This window comes from Paraburkholderia sp. D1E, assembly GCF_052682275.1.
This window is the reverse complement of record NZ_JBQYMB010000001.1, coordinates 3,056,269-3,075,824: the sequence shown is the minus strand read 5'-3', so window position 1 is coordinate 3,075,824 and position 19,556 is coordinate 3,056,269. Positions and strand designations below refer to the sequence as shown.

The 19,556-nt window shown below is 59.8% G+C and carries 22 protein-coding genes; 11 read left to right on the top strand and 11 right to left on the bottom strand.

The annotated features are described in order from the left end of the window. Positions 1-8 precede the first annotated feature (8 nt). Positions 9-3,254, bottom strand: a complete 3,246-nt coding sequence (locus ACUN0E_RS13875; protein ID WP_445566951.1) for an efflux RND transporter permease subunit — start codon at positions 3,252-3,254, stop codon at positions 9-11. A 276-nt stretch (positions 3,255-3,530) separates the two neighbouring features. On the opposite strand from ACUN0E_RS13875, the gene ACUN0E_RS13870 reads away from it, so the two are divergent. Together ACUN0E_RS13870 and tnpC are read left to right on the top strand one after the other, a co-directional pair. Then, positions 3,531-3,818, top strand: coding sequence for a DUF4148 domain-containing protein (locus tag ACUN0E_RS13870; RefSeq protein ID WP_445566950.1), 288 nt, complete (start codon positions 3,531-3,533; stop codon positions 3,816-3,818). A 155-nt stretch (positions 3,819-3,973) separates the two neighbouring features. Next, entirely contained in the window at positions 3,974-5,392 is a 1,419-nt protein-coding gene (gene tnpC, locus ACUN0E_RS13865) for an IS66 family transposase (RefSeq protein ID WP_408341283.1), read from the top strand. 209 nt (positions 5,393-5,601) lie between these two features. Here tnpC and ACUN0E_RS13860 read toward each other — a convergent pair whose 3' ends face one another. From ACUN0E_RS13860 to ACUN0E_RS13835, 6 genes are all read right to left on the bottom strand, one after another. Then, the gene (locus tag ACUN0E_RS13860) at positions 5,602-6,363 is read right to left on the bottom strand and encodes a hypothetical protein (RefSeq protein ID WP_445566949.1); all 762 of its coding nucleotides are present in this window, start codon (positions 6,361-6,363) and stop codon (positions 5,602-5,604) included. 61 nt (positions 6,364-6,424) lie between these two features. Next, entirely contained in the window at positions 6,425-8,944 is a 2,520-nt protein-coding gene (locus tag ACUN0E_RS13855; protein ID WP_445566948.1) for a TonB-dependent siderophore receptor, read from the bottom strand. A gap of 120 nt (positions 8,945-9,064) precedes the next feature. After that, the gene (locus tag ACUN0E_RS13850; protein WP_445566947.1) at positions 9,065-10,069 is read right to left on the bottom strand and encodes a FecR domain-containing protein; all 1,005 of its coding nucleotides are present in this window, start codon (positions 10,067-10,069) and stop codon (positions 9,065-9,067) included. A gap of 19 nt (positions 10,070-10,088) precedes the next feature. Beyond that, positions 10,089-10,601, bottom strand: a complete 513-nt coding sequence (locus tag ACUN0E_RS13845; protein ID WP_445566946.1) for a sigma-70 family RNA polymerase sigma factor — start codon at positions 10,599-10,601, stop codon at positions 10,089-10,091. 106 nt (positions 10,602-10,707) lie between these two features. Next, on the bottom strand, positions 10,708-10,893 hold the full coding sequence (locus ACUN0E_RS13840; RefSeq protein WP_445566945.1) for a hypothetical protein: 186 nt from the start codon (positions 10,891-10,893) through the stop codon (positions 10,708-10,710). Between the two features lie 25 nt (positions 10,894-10,918). Further along, the gene (locus tag ACUN0E_RS13835) at positions 10,919-11,206 is read right to left on the bottom strand and encodes a hypothetical protein (protein WP_408340030.1); all 288 of its coding nucleotides are present in this window, start codon (positions 11,204-11,206) and stop codon (positions 10,919-10,921) included. A gap of 323 nt (positions 11,207-11,529) precedes the next feature. Between ACUN0E_RS13835 and ACUN0E_RS13830 the strand changes: the two genes are divergently transcribed. From ACUN0E_RS13830 to ACUN0E_RS13820, 3 genes are all read left to right on the top strand, one after another. After that, positions 11,530-11,736: a hypothetical protein gene (locus tag ACUN0E_RS13830; RefSeq protein WP_408224960.1), complete on the top strand. Its 207-nt coding sequence runs from the start codon at positions 11,530-11,532 to the stop codon at positions 11,734-11,736. Between the two features lie 304 nt (positions 11,737-12,040). Continuing rightward, positions 12,041-12,421: a response regulator gene (locus tag ACUN0E_RS13825; protein ID WP_408520969.1), complete on the top strand. Its 381-nt coding sequence runs from the start codon at positions 12,041-12,043 to the stop codon at positions 12,419-12,421. A 122-nt stretch (positions 12,422-12,543) separates the two neighbouring features. Then, positions 12,544-13,017 (top strand): VOC family protein, encoded by a 474-nt coding sequence (locus ACUN0E_RS13820; protein WP_408224966.1) that lies wholly within the window; start codon positions 12,544-12,546, stop codon positions 13,015-13,017. Positions 13,018-13,066: 49 nt separating this feature from the next. Here ACUN0E_RS13820 and ACUN0E_RS13815 read toward each other — a convergent pair whose 3' ends face one another. The 4 genes from ACUN0E_RS13815 to ACUN0E_RS13800 all read right to left on the bottom strand — a co-directional run bounded on the left by ACUN0E_RS13815 (position 13,067) and on the right by ACUN0E_RS13800 (position 15,727). Further along, complete coding sequence (locus ACUN0E_RS13815; protein WP_445566944.1) at positions 13,067-13,348, bottom strand: ATP-binding protein; 282 nt, start codon at positions 13,346-13,348, stop codon at positions 13,067-13,069. A gap of 362 nt (positions 13,349-13,710) precedes the next feature. Continuing rightward, on the bottom strand, positions 13,711-14,946 hold the full coding sequence (gene chrA / locus ACUN0E_RS13810; protein WP_445566943.1) for a chromate efflux transporter: 1,236 nt from the start codon (positions 14,944-14,946) through the stop codon (positions 13,711-13,713). Between the two features lie 161 nt (positions 14,947-15,107). Beyond that, complete coding sequence (locus ACUN0E_RS13805) at positions 15,108-15,260, bottom strand: hypothetical protein (RefSeq protein ID WP_445570614.1); 153 nt, start codon at positions 15,258-15,260, stop codon at positions 15,108-15,110. A 137-nt stretch (positions 15,261-15,397) separates the two neighbouring features. Then, positions 15,398-15,727, bottom strand: a complete 330-nt coding sequence (locus tag ACUN0E_RS13800) for a helix-turn-helix domain-containing protein (protein ID WP_445566942.1) — start codon at positions 15,725-15,727, stop codon at positions 15,398-15,400. 536 nt (positions 15,728-16,263) lie between these two features. Here ACUN0E_RS13800 and ACUN0E_RS13795 point away from each other — a divergent pair. The 6 genes from ACUN0E_RS13795 (at position 16,264) to ACUN0E_RS13770 (ending at position 19,469) form a co-directional block, all read left to right on the top strand. Then, positions 16,264-16,386, top strand: a complete 123-nt coding sequence (locus ACUN0E_RS13795) for a hypothetical protein (RefSeq protein WP_259461602.1) — start codon at positions 16,264-16,266, stop codon at positions 16,384-16,386. 69 nt (positions 16,387-16,455) lie between these two features. Next, positions 16,456-17,376, top strand: coding sequence for a hypothetical protein (locus tag ACUN0E_RS13790; RefSeq protein WP_445566941.1), 921 nt, complete (start codon positions 16,456-16,458; stop codon positions 17,374-17,376). A 57-nt stretch (positions 17,377-17,433) separates the two neighbouring features. Beyond that, positions 17,434-17,697 carry an ogr/Delta-like zinc finger family protein gene (locus ACUN0E_RS13785; RefSeq protein WP_445570435.1) on the top strand — a complete coding sequence of 88 codons (264 nt, stop codon included), beginning with the start codon at positions 17,434-17,436 and terminating at the stop codon, positions 17,695-17,697. Continuing rightward, positions 17,694-17,906: an ogr/Delta-like zinc finger family protein gene (locus ACUN0E_RS13780; RefSeq protein WP_445566940.1), complete on the top strand. Its 213-nt coding sequence runs from the start codon at positions 17,694-17,696 to the stop codon at positions 17,904-17,906. Before ACUN0E_RS13785 ends, ACUN0E_RS13780 begins: the two co-directional genes overlap by 4 nt. 457 nt (positions 17,907-18,363) lie before the next feature. Then, entirely contained in the window at positions 18,364-19,206 is an 843-nt protein-coding gene (locus tag ACUN0E_RS13775; RefSeq protein WP_445566939.1) for a hypothetical protein, read from the top strand. 71 nt (positions 19,207-19,277) lie between these two features. Further along, a complete protein-coding gene (locus tag ACUN0E_RS13770) occupies positions 19,278-19,469 on the top strand; it encodes a YodC family protein (RefSeq protein WP_445566938.1) in 192 nt (63 codons plus the stop codon). The last annotated feature ends 87 nt before the right edge of the window (positions 19,470-19,556 follow it).

Sequence of the window (19,556 nt, the reverse complement as noted above, 5' to 3'; positions counted from 1 at the left end):
CGTCGGAGTCAAAGTGTGCGGGCGGAAACGCCGGATTCTTGTGTGTCGGTGCGGGCCGCGCGGCGTTTGTCGAGCCATGCATGCACCATCCCGTAGACGACGGGGACGAACAGCAATGTGGACACCGTGCCAAGCGCGAGGCCGCCGATCACCGCGCGACCGAGCGGCGCGTTCTGTTCGCCGCCGTCGCCAAGGCCGAGCGCCATCGGCAGCATGCCGATCAGCATGGCGAGCGCGGTCATCAGCACCGGACGGAAGCGGCTGAAGCCGGCTTCGAGCGCAGCCTGCAACGGTGGCTTGCCAGCGTGATGGAATTCACGCGCGGTGTTGATTACGAGAATGCTGTTGGCCGTGGCAATGCCGATGCACAGAATCGTGCCGGTCAGTGCCGGCACGCTCAGACGTGTGCCGGTGCTGAACAGCATCCACGCGATGCCCGCGAGCGAACCCGGCAGGCCGCTGATGATGATGAACGGATCGAGCCACGACTGGAAATTGACGACCATCAGCAGATAGACAAGGGCGATCGCGAACACGAGCCCGCTTGCGAGGCCGCTGAACGAGTCGTGCATCGCCTGCACCTGGCCGCGCACCACGATCGACGCGCCCGGCGGCAATTGCGGCCGGATCTGATCGACGAGCCGGGTCACATCGGCCGCCACACCACCGAGATCACGCCCTTGGGTCGATGCAAAAATATCGAGCACCGGCTGCACGTTGTAGTGCGAGACGACAGCCTGCTGGGTGCCGCGTGTCAGCGTGCTCAGCGCGCCGAGCAAGTTTTGCGGCTCGGGGCCGTTACCGTTTGCCGCAACGGACGCGTTCATGACGGCGGCACCCGTGCCACCCATTTGCGCGACCGGAATATTGGCGAGCGATTGCAGCGAATTGATGTCGTACTGAGGCATCATCGCCATGAGCGGATAGCTGACGCCGTTGCGCGGATCGAGCCAGAAATTCGGCGAGGTCTGCGAACTGCCGGAGAGCGCGATCAGCAGGTTCTGCGACACGTCACGTTGCAGCAGGCCGGCCTGAATCGCCCGTGTGCGGTCGACATTCACGTTGATTGCGGGGGCATCGCCCGGCTGCTGGATCCGCGCGTCGACGAGACCACGCACGCTGCGCAGTTCCGCGAGCAAGCGGTTCGCGACCACGCGGTTAGCGTCGAGCTTGTTGCCGACGATCTGGATATCGATGGGCGCCGGCAAGCCGAAATTGAGAATCTGGCTAACGATGTCGGCGGGCAGGAATGCAAACGTGACGCCGGGAAAATCACTGGACAAGGTTGTGCGCAGCGTCGCTACATAAGCCGCGGTGGGCTTGTGTTTGGCCGCGAGAGTGATCATCACGTCGGCGTCTTCCGGGCCGATCGGGTCCGACGAATCGTAGGTCAGATTGATGCCGCTCACCGGCACGCCGATATTGTCGAGCACGGCGGCCAGTTCCTGCTTCGGAATCACACTGCGCACCCGGGCTTCAACTTCATCGGTAATGCGCGCGGTGTCTTCAATACGCGTGCCGGTCGGCGCACGCAGATGCAGGCGGATTTCGCCGGTATCGACCGCCGGGAAGAAGTCCCGGCCGGCAAACGGCACCAGTGCGAGCGAGCCCATACACAGCACGAGGAAGACGACAATGAAGCGGCGCGGGCGCGCAATTGCCCTCGCAAGCACGCCACGATAGCCTTCGCGCAGGCGTTCGAAGCGATGTTCGAAACCGGCCTGGAAGCGGATCAACCGCGCAATCGGCCCATTACCCGTCACCGGCGTATTGCTGCGTGCGCGCATCAGATACATCGCGAGCGTCGGCACCAGCGTACGCGAGAAGAAATACGACGCGATCATCGCGAATACCACCGCTTCGGCGAGCGGCACGAACAGATAGCGCGCGACGCCGGAGAGCAGAAACATCGGCACGAACACGATGCAGATCGATAGTGTCGAGACGAAGGTCGGCACGGCGATTTCACCTGAACCGTTCAGAATTGCGTCGTGCAGCGGTTCGCCGTTTTCCAGATGATGCGTGATGTTTTCGATCGCGACCGTGGCATCGTCCACGAGAATACCCACTGCGAGCGCGAGTCCGCCGAGCGTCATGATGTTGATGGTCTGGCCCAGCGCGGAAAGCGCGATCAGTGAAGTCAGCACCGCGAGCGGAATCGACACCGCAATGATCAGCGTGGCGCGCCAGCTGCCGAGAAACAGCAGGATCATCACGGCCGTCAGGGCCGCGGCGATCACAGCCTCGCGCGCCACACCCACGACCGCCGACTTGACGAACACCGATTGGTCGGACAGCGCGGTGATGTGTAAAGCGCTCGGCAAGCCGGCCGCGATATGCGGCAGCATCGCCTTGACCTGCTGGATGATGGTCAACGTGGACGTGCTGCCGGATTTCTCGATGGTGAGCAAGGCGGCGCGTTTGCCGTCGCTGCGCACGATATTGGTTTGCGGCGCGTAGCCGTCGCGCACATGGGCCACGTCCCGCACATACACCACGCCGCCGGCCACTGTCTTGATCGGTAGATCGTTCAGCGCGGCCACCGTGTCGGTACTGCCGTTCATCTGCACGTTGTATTCCTTCGTGCCGATTTTCGCGGTGCCGCCCGGCAGAATCAGGTTCTGCGCATTGACGGCATTGACTACGTCGAGCGGGGCAAGACCTTTGGCCTGGAGCGCGCGCGGATCGATATCGACCATGATCTGGCGGACTTTGCCGCCGAACGGCAACGGTACCGACGCGCCTTGCACCGTCGCCAGTTGCGTGCGGATCTGGCTGTTGCCGAGGTCGTAGAGCTGCTGTTCGGATAGCGTGTCGCTGGAGAGCCCGAGTTGCAGGATCGGCACCGTCGACGCGTTATACGTAATGATGTTCGGCGGCAGCGTGCCAGGCGGCAGCACACGCAGAATGGACGCGGAATTGGAGGCCGCCTCGGCAATCGCGCGATTGATATCCGCGCCCGGATGAAAAAAGATCTTCACTACCGAGACGCCATTCAGCGATTGCGACTCAATGTGTTCGATATCGTCGACGTCCGAGGTCAGGGCGCGCTCGTAATTCGAGGTGATGCGGTTGGCCATGTCCTGGGCGGAAAAGCCGTTATACGTCCAGACGATACTGACCACCGGGATGTCGATGTTCGGAAAGATATCGGTCGGCGTGCGCAGTATCGCGAGGGGGCCGACGATAAAGATCAACACCGCGAGGACCACGAATGTATATGGGCGGCGCAGCGCGAGCTTGACGATCCACATGACGGTTTCCTGAAAAGAGGCAGAGGGAGGCGCGCGGGTTTTGACGCGCCTGGCGGCGCGGGACGCGGGCTTCTTTGTAAGTCAGGAGTGTGGAGGGCGGGCGCTTACCGGGGGTGGTCCGGTAGATTACCGTTCTGTTATCTTGCGTTTGGGTTCAAGCGTGGTGCCTGGATAACAAAACGGTAATCTGAAGGTCAGTGCTCCGACAGCTGAAATGACAAGAATGGGAAGCGTGGTTCAGGCCACTCATTTCTTGCACTTCATCGGAGAGACATCATGAAACTGCTTACCGCTATTGCTGTTGCTGCCCTTAGCCTGCCGTTCGGGGCGAATGCCTTTGCTCAATCTAATCCGTCAGGGTTGACGCGCGCCGATGTTATGGCGCAGTTGCAGCAGGCTCAGGAAGAAGGACTTGTGCCGACGCCTAATAATGACTATCCGCCCACGGCCAGGGAGATTGCTCGGAATCGGGAGATCTATGCTATTCAGCATGGGAAGGATGGCGCTGGCGCTGTGAAGACGGCAGGGGTGCCGGGTGCTGATGCTGGGGCTTCGTCTAATTGATGCTAGTGGTGTTCTTCGCCTGCGGCGTTGGCCTTTCCTTGCTTTCTTCGTGGTCTATTAGTGTTGCCCCTGTGCGGGGCGGCACTTACTTTCTTTGCCGCCGCGTAACTATTCAGCGCTTGTAAACTGCTACCAGGCTGTGCATAGTGAAGGACATGACGAAGATGCCTGACATCAAGGACCTGACACCGGAGCAGAAGGACGCACTCATCGTTGATCTGGTGAGGCGTCTGAACGAGCTTGAGGCAAAGCTTGAGAAGGACAGCCATAACTCCAGCAAGCCGCCGTCAGGCGATGGGCCGCGGCGCAAACCGAAGTCATTGCGTGGCACGAGCGGCGCCAGGCCCGGCGCGCAACCCGGGCACAAGGGCAAGACGCTCAAACGCGTGGCTCAGCCTGATCACATCAAGATTCATCCGGTGGCGCCGGTGTGCGATGCATGCGGCCAGCAGATCGAATCCGCCCGCATCACCGTCTTACCCGAAGGCCGTCAGGTGATCGATCTGCCGCCCACGCGTTTCGAGGTGACCGAGCATCGCGTCCAGGTCGCGCAGTGCGCCTGCGGCAAGCGCCATTCGGGGATGTTTCCCGAGGGCGTGAGCCAGGCGGTGCAGTACGGTCCCCAGATCCGGGCGGCGGCCGTCTATCTGACGCAGTACCAGCAGTTGCCGGTGGCGCGTACGGTTCAGGCACTGGGAGATCTGTTCGGTCTGCGCGTGAGTACGGGCACGGTGCAGCAGAGCATCGATGAGGCTGCCCGCCTGCTGGCGCCGGCAGTCAGGCAGATCAACGAGGCGTTACGCGAGCAGCCCGTGGTGCATTTCGATGAGAGCTGCATGCGCGTCAGTCGTATGCCCTACTGGCTGCATCTTGCCTCGACCCGTACGTTGAGTTGGTATGGCGCCCATCGCAAGCGCGGTCGCGAGGCGCTCGACAGCTTCGGCATCCTTCCCGGTTTTAAGGGCGTCGCGGTACACGACGGCTGGAGGCCATACGCTGCCTATGAGTGCGAACATGCGCTGTGCAACGCTCATCATCTGCGCGAACTGGTGTTCGTCGCGGAGTCGACGCAACAACCCTGGGCCCAGCAGATGATCAATCTGCTTTGCCAGGCCAAACGCGAGGTCGACCGCAGCGCGGCCTGCGGCAACACGGCGCTGGATCCATCGCGGCAACGCTATTACAGGCGACGCGCTCGGGCCCTGATCGCCCAGGCGCGCAAGCTTAATCCGACACAGGCTCGCGCGCCTGAACGCGTGGAGTTGCGCGGCAGGATCAGACAAAGCTTTACCTGCAATCTGGTCCGGCGGCTGCATCTGCAGGCGACCGAGGTGTGGCGCTTCATTGCCGATCACCGGGTGCCGTTCGACAATAACCAGGCCGAACGCGATATCCGCATGCCCAAGCTCAAACAGAAAATCTCCGGCTGTTTCCGCTCGGAATCGGGCATGCAGGCGTTCTGTACGATCCGCTCCTACCTGGCCACTCTGCGCAAACAGAACCGTTCGCTGATCAATGCGCTGGCGTTGAGCTTTGCCGGATTCGTCGTTTCGCCTCTGACTGCCGCTGAATAGTTACGCCGCCGCAAAGAAAGATAAGCAAAGAAAGCGGCTCACACCGCTAATTCTTAAGCGGGTCCCCCGCACAGTCGCGGTAGTGGTGCATCTGGAATCTGTGTTCTCGCACATTCCGCGTGAGTGACAAGGGCGTCATTCTTCCGGCGGCGCTGCGCGCGCCGAAGGGTATTTTGCCGTGCTCAGTCTCGGTCGTTGGGTTGTGCCTCTCAACTCATCCCTGCCGCCCAATCCACGGCTGCGTCGAACAAGTTGTTTCCCGCCGGCGAGAGATTTCCGAACGTGTCGTTGTTCAGGAAAAACATCACGCGCCGGGCCGGGGCCAGCGATTCGTAGTCCATCGTCGCGCCTTTCTCGTACGCAAAGATCGTGGCCTTTTCCGGTTGGCCATACAGCGTCGCAATCGTCGTCGCGCCAAGGCCCGGTTTGCCCCAGCTCATCGCGGCCTGTTTGCCGTATACGTTCGTTACGCCTGCCGGCAAGCCGGCCGCGATCGGGTGGGGGGCGTTCACTAACCACAGGTAACGCTCTTTCTCCGCTTCGCCAAAATCGACGTCGTGGCGCTTGCCCGTCATCGCGAAGTCGTCGAGTAAATCGTTCTCCCATGTCAGCAACGGTTTGGCCAGATAGCGCCAGCCGCCTGCCACCTGTTTGGATGAGACCGTCGACGAAATGATGACAAGATCCGCATCGCCGCTTGCCTCAGGTGGTTGCGCCTGATCCAGCATGCGCACGCTGTAACCGCGTGCGTCCAGGTGTGCCGCGATCTTCTGGTCGACAGCCAGATTTGGCCCGTTCAGTTGCACAACCATGACGACTTTTTTGCCCGCGCGTGGTCCGTTCGATGCCGCACGTGCGCCAGGTGTCGTGACAGCCAGCAAAGCACCAAGGCCCGCCGCCGCAGTCAGGAATGTCCGGCGCTTGGGCGCAGGCGCTGAGCCCTTTTCTGGGCCGTGATTTTGACGCTTCATAACGATTCCCGTCCTGTGTTGATTAGTTGAATGCGTGTAGCTCGTTCAATGCCGGCATGTCCTAGAACTCGAGTGTCGACAGCAAGGAGACCTGACGCGCGTCGCCGACCGCGACGAAATACCTGTTCGCGCTCGACGGGTAATAGGTCTTGTTGAACAGATTCTTCACGTTGAGCTGGAACGACAGACGTCGGCTGCCGAGTTTGGTGTCGTAAGTGGCGAAGGCGTCGGCGACGGTGTAGGCCGGGAGCGTGAAGCTATTGGCCGAATCGCCCGGACGTACACCGACGTAATGCGCGCCGGCGCCGACGCGCAACTGGTCGCCGCCGAAAATCGTGCCGAAGTCGTACACCGCGGCGAGCGATGCCGTGTTCTGCGGGGCGTTCCACAGGCGCTTGCCGGCGTAGAGCGGATCCTCGGTGGTCTTCGCGTCGATGTACGCGTAGCTCGCGATCACGCTCCAGTGCTGGCCAATCTGACCGGCGATGTCAAGCTCGACGCCGCGCGAACGCGCCTTGCCGGCCGTGCGCCAGTCGGTCTGTTTGGTTGTGTCGTTGTACTGCTGCACCAGCACGTTCTTCTTGTCGATATTGAACAGCGCCAGGGTGCCGGTCAGGCCGCTGGGCATCGCCACCTTGGCGCCGAGTTCCCACGAGGTCGCTTCCTCAGGCTGTACCGACGAGTCGATCACCACGCCAGAGGCAAGCGGCGCAATCGTCGAAGTCGGTTTGAGCGACTGCGTATAGCTGCCGTACAGCGACACCGTGTCGGTCCATTTATAAATTACGCCGGCGCGCGGCAGCCATTTCGTGCCGTTGATGTCCGTGTTGACGACGAACGGCCGGCCCTTTCCGGCGATCTGGTTGTAGCTCAGAAAACGCGCGCCGCCGATCAGAATCCACTTGTCAGTGAGATGCAAACTGTCCTGAAAGAAGAGCGAGCGGTCGTGCAGTGTGTCGGTCTGATCGCTGTCGCTTGCCGATACCGTAGTCGCCGGACTCTCCAGGCCGTAGACCGGGTTGAAATAGTTGAACGAATATTTCGTGGCCTGACGCAGCAGGTCTTTGCGATAGATGCGACGATATTCGTCGTCGACACCGATCTGCAGATCGTTACGCAAGCCGGCGATATCGAAATGGCCATCCACATAGGCAATCGCGTAGCTGTCCGTACTGAGCGCGCCATGCGTTGCATCGTTACTGCGCGACACGGCGCCGGTCGTGCTGTTGATGCCTTGCACACGCAACTGGCCCGCGTCGTACGTCTCGCGGTTGTAGCTATAGCCGAAGTGAGCCTTCCAGTTGGCGTTGATCTGATGATCGACGCTGATCTGCGCCAGGTTCGATTCGCCGTCCATCTCGTTGAACGGTTCGTCGAGACGTTCGCGGCTCGAGATGGCGAGCGGTTTGTTGGTCTTCGGGTCGAGCGCCGTGCCGCGGTCGAACGGATAGAGAAACTTGCGATATTCGTACGACACCACCACCTGGGTATCACGTCCATACCATGCGAGCGACGGCGCCACGAGCGTCTCGCGATGTTCGCCGAAGTTGCGCCAGTATTGTTCGTCGGTCTGATCGACAACCAGCCGGTAGGCGAGGCCGGCGTCACCGATCGGCCCGGTCGTATCGAGCGTCGCACCGGCTCCGTTGCGGCCGTGTCCGTAGGTCGAGCCGAGCACGGAAATCGCGTGGTAGGGTTTGAGCAAGGGCTGCTTGCTCACCACGTTGACGACGCCACCCGGGTCCATGATCCCGTACAACAGCGAAGTCGGGCCCTTGAGCACTTCGACGCTGTCGGCGGCCGCGTTCAGCGCGCGCCCCTGCACGAGCGGCATGCCGTTGTGCATGATCGAACCGTCGCGATTGCCGCCAAAGCCGCGCTTGAGCAGCGTATCTTGCGTGCCGGCCAGCGTATTGCCTTGCACGATGCCGCTCACGTTCGCGAGCGCATCGTCCAGATTGCGCGGATGCTGGTCGCGCAATACCTGGGCCGGCACCACGTTGACCGCCTGGGCCGTGTCGAGCAGCGGTGTGTCCGAACGCGTCACCACCGCGTCGACGGGTGGCCGGTAACTGCCTGCTTTCACCATTGTCGAGTTGACGGTCACGGCGGGGAGGGTGGCGTCGTGCGTGTTGCTGCTGTCCGCTGCCGATTCAGCGTGCTGCACGAGCGTATAGCTGCCATTGGACTGTTGCACCGCGCCGAGCCCCGTACCGCGCAGGATTCGCTCGAAGCCTTGCCGTACGTCGTAGTCGCCGTGCAGGCCTTCGCTCATGTGTCCGGCCGTCAGTGCCGCCGGGAACGACAGCAGCAACCCGCTCTCGCGTCCGAAGCGATTGAGCGCCGCTTCGAGCGGGCCAGCCGGAATGTCGTAGCTCTTGCGCGCCGGCGCCTCTGCGGTTGGAGGGGCATCGGTTGCCAGCGCGACGTTGAACGGCAATCCCGCCGAGATCAGCGCGGCCGTTGCGAGATGCCGCGCGAAATGTGCCGGCTGCCGTGCGCGCAAAGCGCCTGGCGTGCGACGGTTGCCACGGCTGCCGCTATCGCCGTTACCGGCCCCGGTCTTTCGATACTGTCCCATGTTCAAGGCTCGCTGGAAGGTAGACGATGTGTTGCTCTCATCTCCCTTGTCCCGCGAGACTCGAAAACAGCTCACAACAAACAACGAAAAAATTTCAGCGCCGGTGGCGCGCGTCTGGTTTTAGGAGCGTGCCGCGCGCACGGTGCCCCAGTAGCGCGTAATGAATACGACCTCGACCGGCAAGGTTGTCACCACGGCGTCCAGCACGCGGTCGGTATCGGCGAGTGGGTAAGTCCCCGAGAGCCGCAAGCCGGCCACTGAGGGATCGCAGCTCAGATGTCCCGCGCGATAGCGGTCAAGCTCGCTCACAAAATCGCCGAGCCGCATGCCACTCGCGACGATCAAGCCATCCGTCCATGCCGCATCGTTCTCGCTGATCGGCTCGATCGCGCTGACCTCGTCGCGCGTAAAACGGGCGCGTTGGCCGGCTCGGACGACTGGCGCAAGGCCGGGCGCATCGAGGGGGCTGATCCGCACGGCGCCCTCGAACACATCGAGACGGCAGAGCGCGCTCTGCTGTCTGACGGCGAAGCGTGTGCCTAGCGGCTGCAAACTGCCTTGCGCGGTCTCGACGATGAAGGGCCGCCGCTCGCCGCGGCTGCGACCGGTCGCGATCATGATTTCGCCTTTGATCAGACGCACGCGCCGCTCGGCGCCGCTGAAGCGGATATCGACGGCGCTGTCGGTGTTCAGCGTCATGCGGGTGCCGTCGGCAAGCGTCAGGGTGCGGCGCTCGCCGAGCGCGGTGCGCGCATCCGCGCTCCATGCGCGCCACGGCACGTGTTCACTGGCGATCCATGTCGCGCCGCCGGCGAACAGCAGGGTTGCGCGCACTTTGGCGCTCGCGCGGCGCCTCGTTGTACCTGTGCGCGTCAGCGCAGCGCGTGCGGCCGACGCGCTACTTGCGCCTGCGCTTCCCGTGCCTGCTACAGCAAGGCCCCTGAAGCGGCTGCTGACGCTGCAGATGTGTTGCCATGCGCGTTCGTGATCGGGATGCTCGGCGCGCCAGCGCGTCAACGCGAGTTGCAGCGCGCGCGTGTTTTCGCCGGATTGCAGCTCCATCCACCACTCCACGGCGCGCAGGGCGATGTGTTGCGGAATATCGGGTCTCGCGCTCGCGTTCATCCGGTCATCCGGTCATCCGTCAGGCCGCGCTCAGCGCGAAGAAACACTGCGCGCCGGCACGCACCAGATGGCGTTTTACGGTCGAGATGGAAAGCTTCAGTTGGGCGGCAATCTCGGCATGGCTCAGGCCGTCGAGCTGGGCCAGCAGAAAGGCACGTTTGACGGCGACCGGCAGCCGCTCCAGCAGACTGTCGATTTCACACAGCGCTTCCAGTAGCAGCGCACGTTCTTCAGGCGAGGGCGCGAAACTTTCGGGCACGAGCGCCAAGGCTTCCACGTAAGCGCGCTCGATCTGCTCGCGCCGCCAGTAGTTGGCGATCACGCGTTGCGCGACCGTGGTCAGGAAAGCACGTGGCTCCTCCAGCCCGAGCGGCTCATCGCGGGCGAGCAGACGCACGAACGTGTCGTGCGCGAGGTCGGCAGCGCGATGCGCGCAGCCGAGCTTCTTACGCAGCCATGCCTGGAGCCAACCGTGATGATTGCTGTAGAGCACGTGCATTTCGCGATGCAGGGCCGATTCGTTTGCCGCCATGGCCTACCGTGTGCGCCAGATCGGTGGATCCGACGCCATTGTAAATGAGAATTATTATCATAATAACATGTCAAAATGTAAGATGAAAATGATAACGAGCCAGGCGCTATGACCGGTCGCGGTTACGGGCCCGGGTGGCGCCCGTGATTACCGCGAGGCCGAACATGATGACCGCCTCGATCGCGATCGTATGTTGTGTGACATGCAGCGCCATCGGTCCCCACGCCACGCCGCCTATCAGAATGATCCAACCTGCGAGATGCGAGGGCGCTGCCAGGTCACGTCCGGCCACGGCCAGGGGTGCGGCGCATCCCGGTTCATCTGGCTGACGTATCGGCCGGAATGCTGTGCCGGAATGTTAGCGTCTGGTCCTGCGTACTATCGACGATGCTGTCGCGCTTGCAGATCCATGCAAACGCCCAATCCTGGGCAACTTCGATCGCTTCATCTTCCGTGTCGAAATACGAAAGATCCCGCTCGATATGCATCTCACCATCAAGGTCATCGTCAGGCGAAACACGGACCAGTCGCGCGTGAGCGAAGAATTTCCCAAGGGAGAAATCCGGCGTCGCGTCGATGATCCAACCACGGTACCCGCATTGCATGATTGCCTCCGATACTCAGACTATTCGGGATTCGAAAAGACAAAGCATGGATTCGTCCGGTCGTAATCGCTAAACCTCCTTCTCCAGTCAAAAGTTCGCGGGCTTCCGCGCCATCGGCGGTTGCGCAGACGGCTATCGCGGACTACCGCTACTGTTATAGACCTTCGGCGACTCAACGGTGATTCCAACTTTCGATGGAAGCAAAGAAAATGCCCATTCGAACAGGCTGCGGAATCGAGCGTTCCCGCGATTGGACTTAGGCACAGCTTATGCGCGCACAACATGCGAGCTGAAGTGACCTGTTGAAACTCACGGAGAGCGAAATGAATCACTACGCAGGGCGGTCTCACGATGAACGGAGTGCTGCACGAAAGCAGCAGAAACAGAAAGCGCAGGAACAATCGGGCGGTTCGATGGCCGTCGAAGGAACGGAGCCCGATGCCACGCATAGCAGCGGCGAGCTTTCCGAAAAAGGAAAGGAAGTGTGGCGCAAAGGCGCCGGCATCGACGGAGGAGGGAAGAGCACATAAGCCATTCCCGCGCGCGACGTGGCACCAGGAATCGCATGCGCCGCGTGCCCTGAAGAATGACGCGAACTGTTCGACTGGGTGAACGGTTTTCAAACCGCTCGTAGAAATTTCAACATATGTTGACGGCCACGGTTATCCGGCCCTGCCGGGCGTAATGCGTCGATGCCACGAGCTTCGTCTGTGAGCACCGTGCCCGTTTCACCTGACGGTTGTCCAGGCGTCGTCCGGGACGTCCGGAATGCCCGCCAGGTACATAGATTGCGCCGTTAATTGTGTTGCCTTCCAACCAAGCCTGGCACCCGAATTGGCAACCGTACTTCTCGTTGATGACGACCCGAATATTTTGCGCCCACTTCAATTGCTTGTAGAGCGCGAGGGATACCGCGTGCTGACGGCGCAGAACGGCGAGACAGCGCAGGCCGTCGCGGCCATCGAGAGTCCCAGTCTCATTGTGACGGATTGGATGATGCCGCACGTCGATGGCATTGAGTTGTGTCGACGATTGAAGGATGACAGCGCGACAGCGGGCATTCCGGTAATCATGCTGTCAGCCGCGCTGCCGCCTCATCCGGACGAGCCGCTATGGGACGTACTTTTGTTGAAGCCGGCCCCGATAGGCCGACTGATAGGGGCGATTCACAAGCTTCTCGACAACCCGTCGCCAGACGCGTCAGGACAGCGGTGAGGGCGGTAAAGCGAGATTTTTCTTCCCGGCGTGTCGATTTTGATAGTCTTCCTTCGTCGTATCAATGTCGGCATGCATGCGGCTTGCCTGCGCATTCAGCCAAAACTGACAGGAGATCTATCATGACGATTCAAAAGATCACGCCTTTTCTCTGGTACTCGAACGAAGCGGAGGAGGCCGCGGCTTTCTATGCGGGCATCTTCCCGGACTCGCGCGTCGTTCGGGTCACGGCGGTGCCGAGCGCCGGTTCCACGAAAGTCGTCGAGTTTGTTCTCTTTGGGCAGCCCTTCATCGCCATGAGCGCCGGCCGGCTCGACCCGTTCAATCACGCGATATCCCTTATGGTCAACTGTAGCGATCAGGCAGAACTTGACCGCTATTGGGACGCTCTTCTCAAGGGCGGCGGTTCGACCGAGGAGTGCGGCTGGGTAAAGGACCGCTTCGGTGTTTCGTGGCAGATTGTTCCAAACGATCTCATCCCAATGATGGCTGACCCCGATCCAGTAAAGGCCGGGCGCGTTGCCGATGCCATGATGAAAATGACGAAGTTCGACTTCGCCACGCTGAAGGCTGCGTATTCGGGGGCGGCGGTGTAGTAAAAGGCCTTGTGAGCAGTTGCCGCGCGCACGCACCATGCACGCGGCGCTATTCGTTCGGCTTGACCAGCATGACCTCGCAGCCGGGTGTCGCATCCTTGAAACGGATGGACATGCGGTGCATGCCGGCCACCGCCAGCACAAGGCTCAGGCCAAGCCCGCTGCCGGGTGTGTGCCGGCTCGCCTCACCGCGATAAAAGCGCCGCAGCACCGCTTGCTGTTCGGCAGGCGCAATGCCCGGCCCATCGTCCGAAACGGTGACGCCCGCGCCGGTCTTGCTTTGCGAACGCCATTCGCCAGCGAAGGAGATACTCGACCGGTCCGGTACCAAAAGCGGCGCGCGAAGACCGAACGCGACATTCCCGCTTGTTCAGCTAATTCGCGTTCAGCTAATTCGGCGACCGTCCAACTGCGACTGATATCAGCATGCATATCGGCAAGCGCTCTGGCCAATTATGGGTCCGACAAACCACCGAGGATGCTGTCATTTGAGAACCAGCTCGCGGATTCACATCGAAGCATTTTCGAATCAGGCTCACCTCTCCGTCCGTGGCAATGCGGATATTCGATTGAGCGAGCTCGTCCGTCATCTGCTGCGGAGATCGCCGTCATTGACCAGCTTTCGGCCAAGGTTATTTTTCAGTCGTCAGCAGAGCATAGAAAACGGTCATCGTTACAGGCCCGTGCCGACTGTCAGTGCAGGGTCGCCTCGACAATACCGGCCAGAGCACAAAGCACAACGACAGCGAGCGGAGGAATCTTCCAGCGCACCAGCAGAAAAAAGCCGATGGCTGCGATGGCAAAGTCAAGCTCCGAGAGAACCGCGCTGGTCCAAACAGGCGAGTACAGTGCGGTGGCCAGCAATCCAACGACTGCAGCATTCACACCTGCAAGCAGCGCAGCCATTGACGGGCGAGCGCGCAGCGCTTGCCAGTAAGGCAGCGCCGCAAGCACGAGTAAAAGGCCCGGCAAGAAAATGCCCACTGTGGCGAGCAACGCGCCAATCCAGTGATTCGGCGCTCCGACCATCATCCATCCGAGAAATGCAGCGAACGTGAACAAGGGGCCCGGGACAGCCTGCGCGGCGCCGTAACCCGCGAGAAAATCGTTCGACGATATCCAGCCGGTCGCGACGGTTTGCTGTTGCAGAAGCGGGAGCACGACGTGCCCGCCGCCAAACACCAGCGCACCCGAGCGATAAAACGCTTCGAAAACCTTGACCGCCTGACCCGCGTGGAGTCCGACCAATGCAGGGAGCCCGAACAGCAAGACACAGAAGAGAATCAACGCGGCGGCACCTACCGTGCGGGAAACGCGGGTTTCGTGAGTGCTCTGTGATACGCGACTGATGTCTGACGATCCCGTCGTCTGGCACAACGCGAGTCCGAGCACAGCGCCGATGGCGATAACGATGAGCTGCGCATAGACGGTCGTCAGAATGCTGAGCACTGCGATGGCGATGAGCGCGATGGCTGCACGGCGTTGATCCGGACACAAGCGCCGTGCCATATCCCAGACTGCTTGAGCGACGACTGCCACAGCGACAAGCTTCAGGCCATGGATCAAGCCGCCACCGATCTGCCCGCCGAGGCTCGGGGCGATGGCAGCAAAGCCGAGCAGCAGCAGGACTGAAGGCAGTGTGAATGCGAACCAGGCCGCAAGTCCCCCGAGCCAGCCGGCTCGCAAAAGACCGATCGAGAATCCCACCTGGCTGCTGGCCGGTCCCGGAAGAAACTGACAGAGCCCGACCAGGTCTGAGAAGGTTTCGTCATCAAGCCAGCGGCGCCGCTCGACGAATTCCCGACGAAAGTATCCCAGATGGGCAATGGGTCCGCCGAAGCAGGTCAGCCCCAATTTGAGGAAAACCTGGAGAACCTCCAAGGGGGAGCCCACCCTGGTCGAATGCGCGGAGGTGATACCAGTTTCCATAATTGCCAGGTTTCCAGATCGAGAAGATCAGCACGCTAGCATGAAGATCTTAGTCATCCATCGTTGTTCGGGGGCGACGACAGCGTCGGGTTCCAATTGTGACGCGAGCCGGGCGAAGTGGGTTGATGTCTAACGGATGCAAGCTGGTGAAGCTGCGCACCTCAATTTTCTGGCAGTCGCCGTATCTGCCGCGCCGTCAGGCCGAGCCGCTGCGCAGCGCGCCACGGTTTAAGCAGATCGTCCGCCATCGCCTGGATGACCTTGAATCTGTCCAGCCCACGCATCGTCATGGTGATTGTCCCGGATGTCGTCATGCGAGCCTCCCATTCAAATGGTCAGCCAGCATGACATGCGACGTTTCAACTTTGCCCAGGTACGACATTACAGCTTTGCCGTAACAGCCAATATGTTGATAATTTATCGACAGTAAAGTGACTAATTAAAGCTGGTGTTACACCTGCGGAACCAGAGTCCCGCAAGCATTAGCGCGTAGCACCAGCGACCGAAAACCCACGGAGAATTTTTCCCAAGCCCCGGTCCACACCGCACGAATGTGGTCGTCCGATGCGCTTTCCGCCTTACATGCGGAAATCACTTCAAGCGGATCGATACCGATCAACTCCGCTGCCTGAATGGCAACTTTCTCGTCAAAAACCGAACGTCCAAGCCGGTACTTGCTAACCGTCGATGGCGTGACGCCCAGCACTTTTGCTGCGGCGTAGTCGGACGGCAAGTGAAGCTTTTCGCGCAGCGCGTCCAGATATTCAACAGTCGTTTTCATTCCCGTACCCCTTTGTGGAAATCTACCCTACTGGCAGCGTATGACAGTAGGCATCAAATGACAACATGTCATCGATTGACATGTGTCACCAAATGACACTATCCTTGCGGAAAGTCACCCCGTAAGCCGTCGGTAATCTACCCTCCCAATCGACGCGTGAGCCCCATCTGACAAGGCCGGGGTGGCTTTTTCTAGTGGTCGGGATGGAGCTATTGAGGAGTGGAATGGGACGCATTTCGTTACAAATTCGCAGATCTTCACATGGCGGATTTTCCGTTGTCAGTCCATTAGAGCGTCGTGCGCGCCGGATTCTGGCAATCAACTCTTTCTTTTACTGGCTCGGCGCGTAATGGGAACGATCCTGTTCATCGCGTTTCTTGCGGGTATCGCGGTCGGCGCATTCGCGCTCGATCTGTTTTCTAACCGGCGCCGCGGATGACCGCCATCGCGGTGACTGCGGTCCTGTTGGCGGCCGCTCTCATCGTCGTATCGATTGCGCTGGCGCTTCTTGTTCGTCAATTGACAGAGTGGGGCAGATGACTTCTGACTGGATCATGTTCGGGGCCGGAATGCTATCCGGCTTTGTTGCTGCGGGCTTCTTCATGGTCACGGCGCTCGCGCTCGTCAAGATCACCAACGACGGAACGGTGACGCGATGACTCCCGAAAATTCTGAATACGTTTCTTTTGAACATGTGACGCTGTGCGACCTGACGGAGGGCGCCACACATGGCCTCAATCAAGCTTTGTGAAGCTGAAATGCAGGCACTTTATGGCCTCGGATACGAGGCGATCGCGCTCTATGTAATGGCGATCCGACCACGCATGGATTTCGCGACAGGCATGGTCGGCATCGCGCCACGCATCTCGTGGCAAGCCCTGCGCGAGTGGATCTACGTCGAACCGCGGCAGGGCGTCAAAGCAACGGTTCCGTCAATTGAAGCGATACGGCGCATTGCACGCCAACTTGAAAAAGCAGGGTTACTGCGCTGCGAATCGACTGAAAAAAATCTTGTTTTCCGAACGCTTCTCGCTGAAACGGATTCATGCGTCCAGAAAAAAGCCGACAGGAAGCCGACAGGTCAAGCCGACACCAGGAAACCCGCGCCAGTAAAAGCTCAACGCCGCGAAGCCGACAGGGTGCAGTCGGCACAAGCCGACACACACCCGGTATCCGGAGAAGCTCTTACTAATACCTCCTCCGCCACTACACACGTTAGTAGGGCAGACGGAGCGACGGAGGGCGGTGGCGGTGGCGATGAATTGATCTGGCCTGAAAACCTCGAAGCCACCAAACGGGCCGCTATGGTTACCCTGATGGCTAGCCTAGCGCCCGCCCTTAAGCAGCAGGTTCTAGACGAATGGCAGGGCGCTATACAGGCAGGTGGTATCCGCTATCCCGCAAAATTCTTCGCCAGCGTGGTCAGTGACGCAAAAAACGGGGTTTTCATGCCCGAACACGCAGGGCGCGTGTGCGCGGGACGTGAAGCCAGAAAGAAGCAGCTTGCAGAAATGGTGCGTCGTGATGCGGCGTTTTCCGCGCAGGTCGCGGAATCTGCGCGATCGCTTCCACCAGGCGGTTCGATCAAAGCGATGCTCAGCGGCGCCATGAAGCGGGCGAAAGAGCGACCACCGTCGGCCGTGCAGTGAGCGTGTGGGTACGAAGGGTTTGGACTGGGGCACCTTGAGCCACGATTGGAGGCCGAAATGATGCGAATGAAGATAGATTGTCCGTGCTGCAGTGGCGAGATTGACGCACGGCACACGGAAAGCATGTCGCAGACGATGCGGCGCATGTATTTCGTCTGCGGCGACTGTGGATATAGGACGCCGGCCGGCTTCGAGATTTTGTTTTCGCTATCGGCGTCGGCACGCCCGCGAGAAGGCGTATACCTCGAAGTTAGGCCGTCGCCAATGCTGCGCGGTGCAGTCAACGCGCGCACGACAGTGCTGCGGACGACAGCAGCATGAGATTCAGCATCGCTTGTCCGCATTGCGGTGCGCGCGGCATAGCCCGCGCGATGGAAAAAACGTCGGACACGCTCTGGACAATCGATTTTCAGTGCGACGACGTTACTTGCGGTCACACGTATCGCACGCGTCTCGAAATGTATCCGCCGCAGTTTCCTATACCGAAGCGGGCTCGACCCGAAACGCTTGCGCTCCAGTTCGCCTTTTAGCAATAGAGGGGACGGTCGCCTCGCGGTCGCGACAGCACCGGTAATGTCGCGATTCATGGAGGCAATCAGAAGGCCGCTGCTAACGCATAGGCTTCATACCTAGGGGCCGCCGGGTTGGCATTTTCCAACGCCCAATTGTGAAGCGTCGTTGAAATGGCCGAGCAGCGCAATTTGTCGAAGATCATTGATGGCTGATCTCGCTAGCCGTTTGCGCCGTAGTGCGTTATTCTCAACCGACGCTCAGCAATAGACTGATTTCGCGTAAAAGAGCGCGATTCCGAGAACTGCGATACAGATTCACCACTCGCTATTGGACTTTCAATACGCGTTAAAGAACGTAAGCGCTGTCAGTCGAAGGCGACGTAGTGGCTGTCTAAACGCTACCCAAACGGACGGATGTCAAATAGCCGTCGTCGGCCGATAGCATTGACCTTGCATTTCGTCCATAGAGCAAGCAATGACAGACGAATCGACTCCTAGCGATAACGGCGTGCCGAGTGAAGGAGCAGGGCGGAAAACGGTGCGTGGTGCTCTCCAAGTCGCTAGCGGAGCTGTTCCCTTTGTGGGAGGCATCCTTTCAGCCATCGCTGGCGCTTGGTCCGAACATGAGCAGGCCAAAGTCAATCGTTTCTTCGAGCAATGGGTGAAGATGCTCGAAGAGGAAATCCACGAAAAAGAAGCGACCGTCATCGAAATAATGGCCCGTCTTGATCTTCAAGACGAGAAAGTGGCCGCTCGGGTAGAGAGTCGCGAGTACCAATCACTACTGAAAAAGACGTTTCGGGAATGGTCTGGTGCGGAGAGTGAAGATAAGCGCGTTCTGATTCGGAACGTACTAACGAACGCAGCCGCATCCGCGATTTCTAGCGACGATGTTGTCCGCATGTTTATTGACTGGATTGGACAATATTCTGAGCTCCATTTTCGTGTGATCGGCGCGATCTACAATTCGAATGGAATCAGCCGCGGCGCTGTATGGCGGAAGATTGGAAAAGGAAAAGTCCGCGAAGATTCCGCGGATGCCGACTTGTATAAGCTTCTGTTCCGTGACCTTAGTATGGGTAGCGTGGTACGTCAACATCGAGAGACTGACTACAACGGAAACTTTATCGCAAAACAAACAGGCAAAAGGACGTCCGGCAGCACGTCGAATGTGCTCAAATCTGCATTTGACGAGGATGAGTTGTATGAACTCACTGAACTTGGAACGCAGTTTGTCCATTATGCAATGACTGAACTTACCCCACGCATCGCTTACCAATTCAACTCGGAAAAGCAGGAAGAGAGCGACGCGAAATGACCGTAATAAATTCAAACACTGCGTACTTAATTTTTGCAACCATTCTTACTTTTTGACCAAGGGGATTCAAGATGGCAGGCTTTTCGAAAGGCGACGTGGTGCAAGTCAAGAGTGGCGGTCCGGCGATGACCGTTTCAAATGTCGGCGACTATTCGGGAATGGGAACTGGACCACAAGACGGTGTGCTGTGCATTTGGTTCGATGGCAAGAAAAAGGTCGAAGACGTATTTGATGCCGCGACGCTCGAAAAAATTGATGAATAAATTGCTAGAGGCCGGCCGCGAGAGCCGGGCGGCTTGACGCCGTGCGCCGCTTCTCACGTGGTTACGACAAAGCTGCGGGTATGTGAG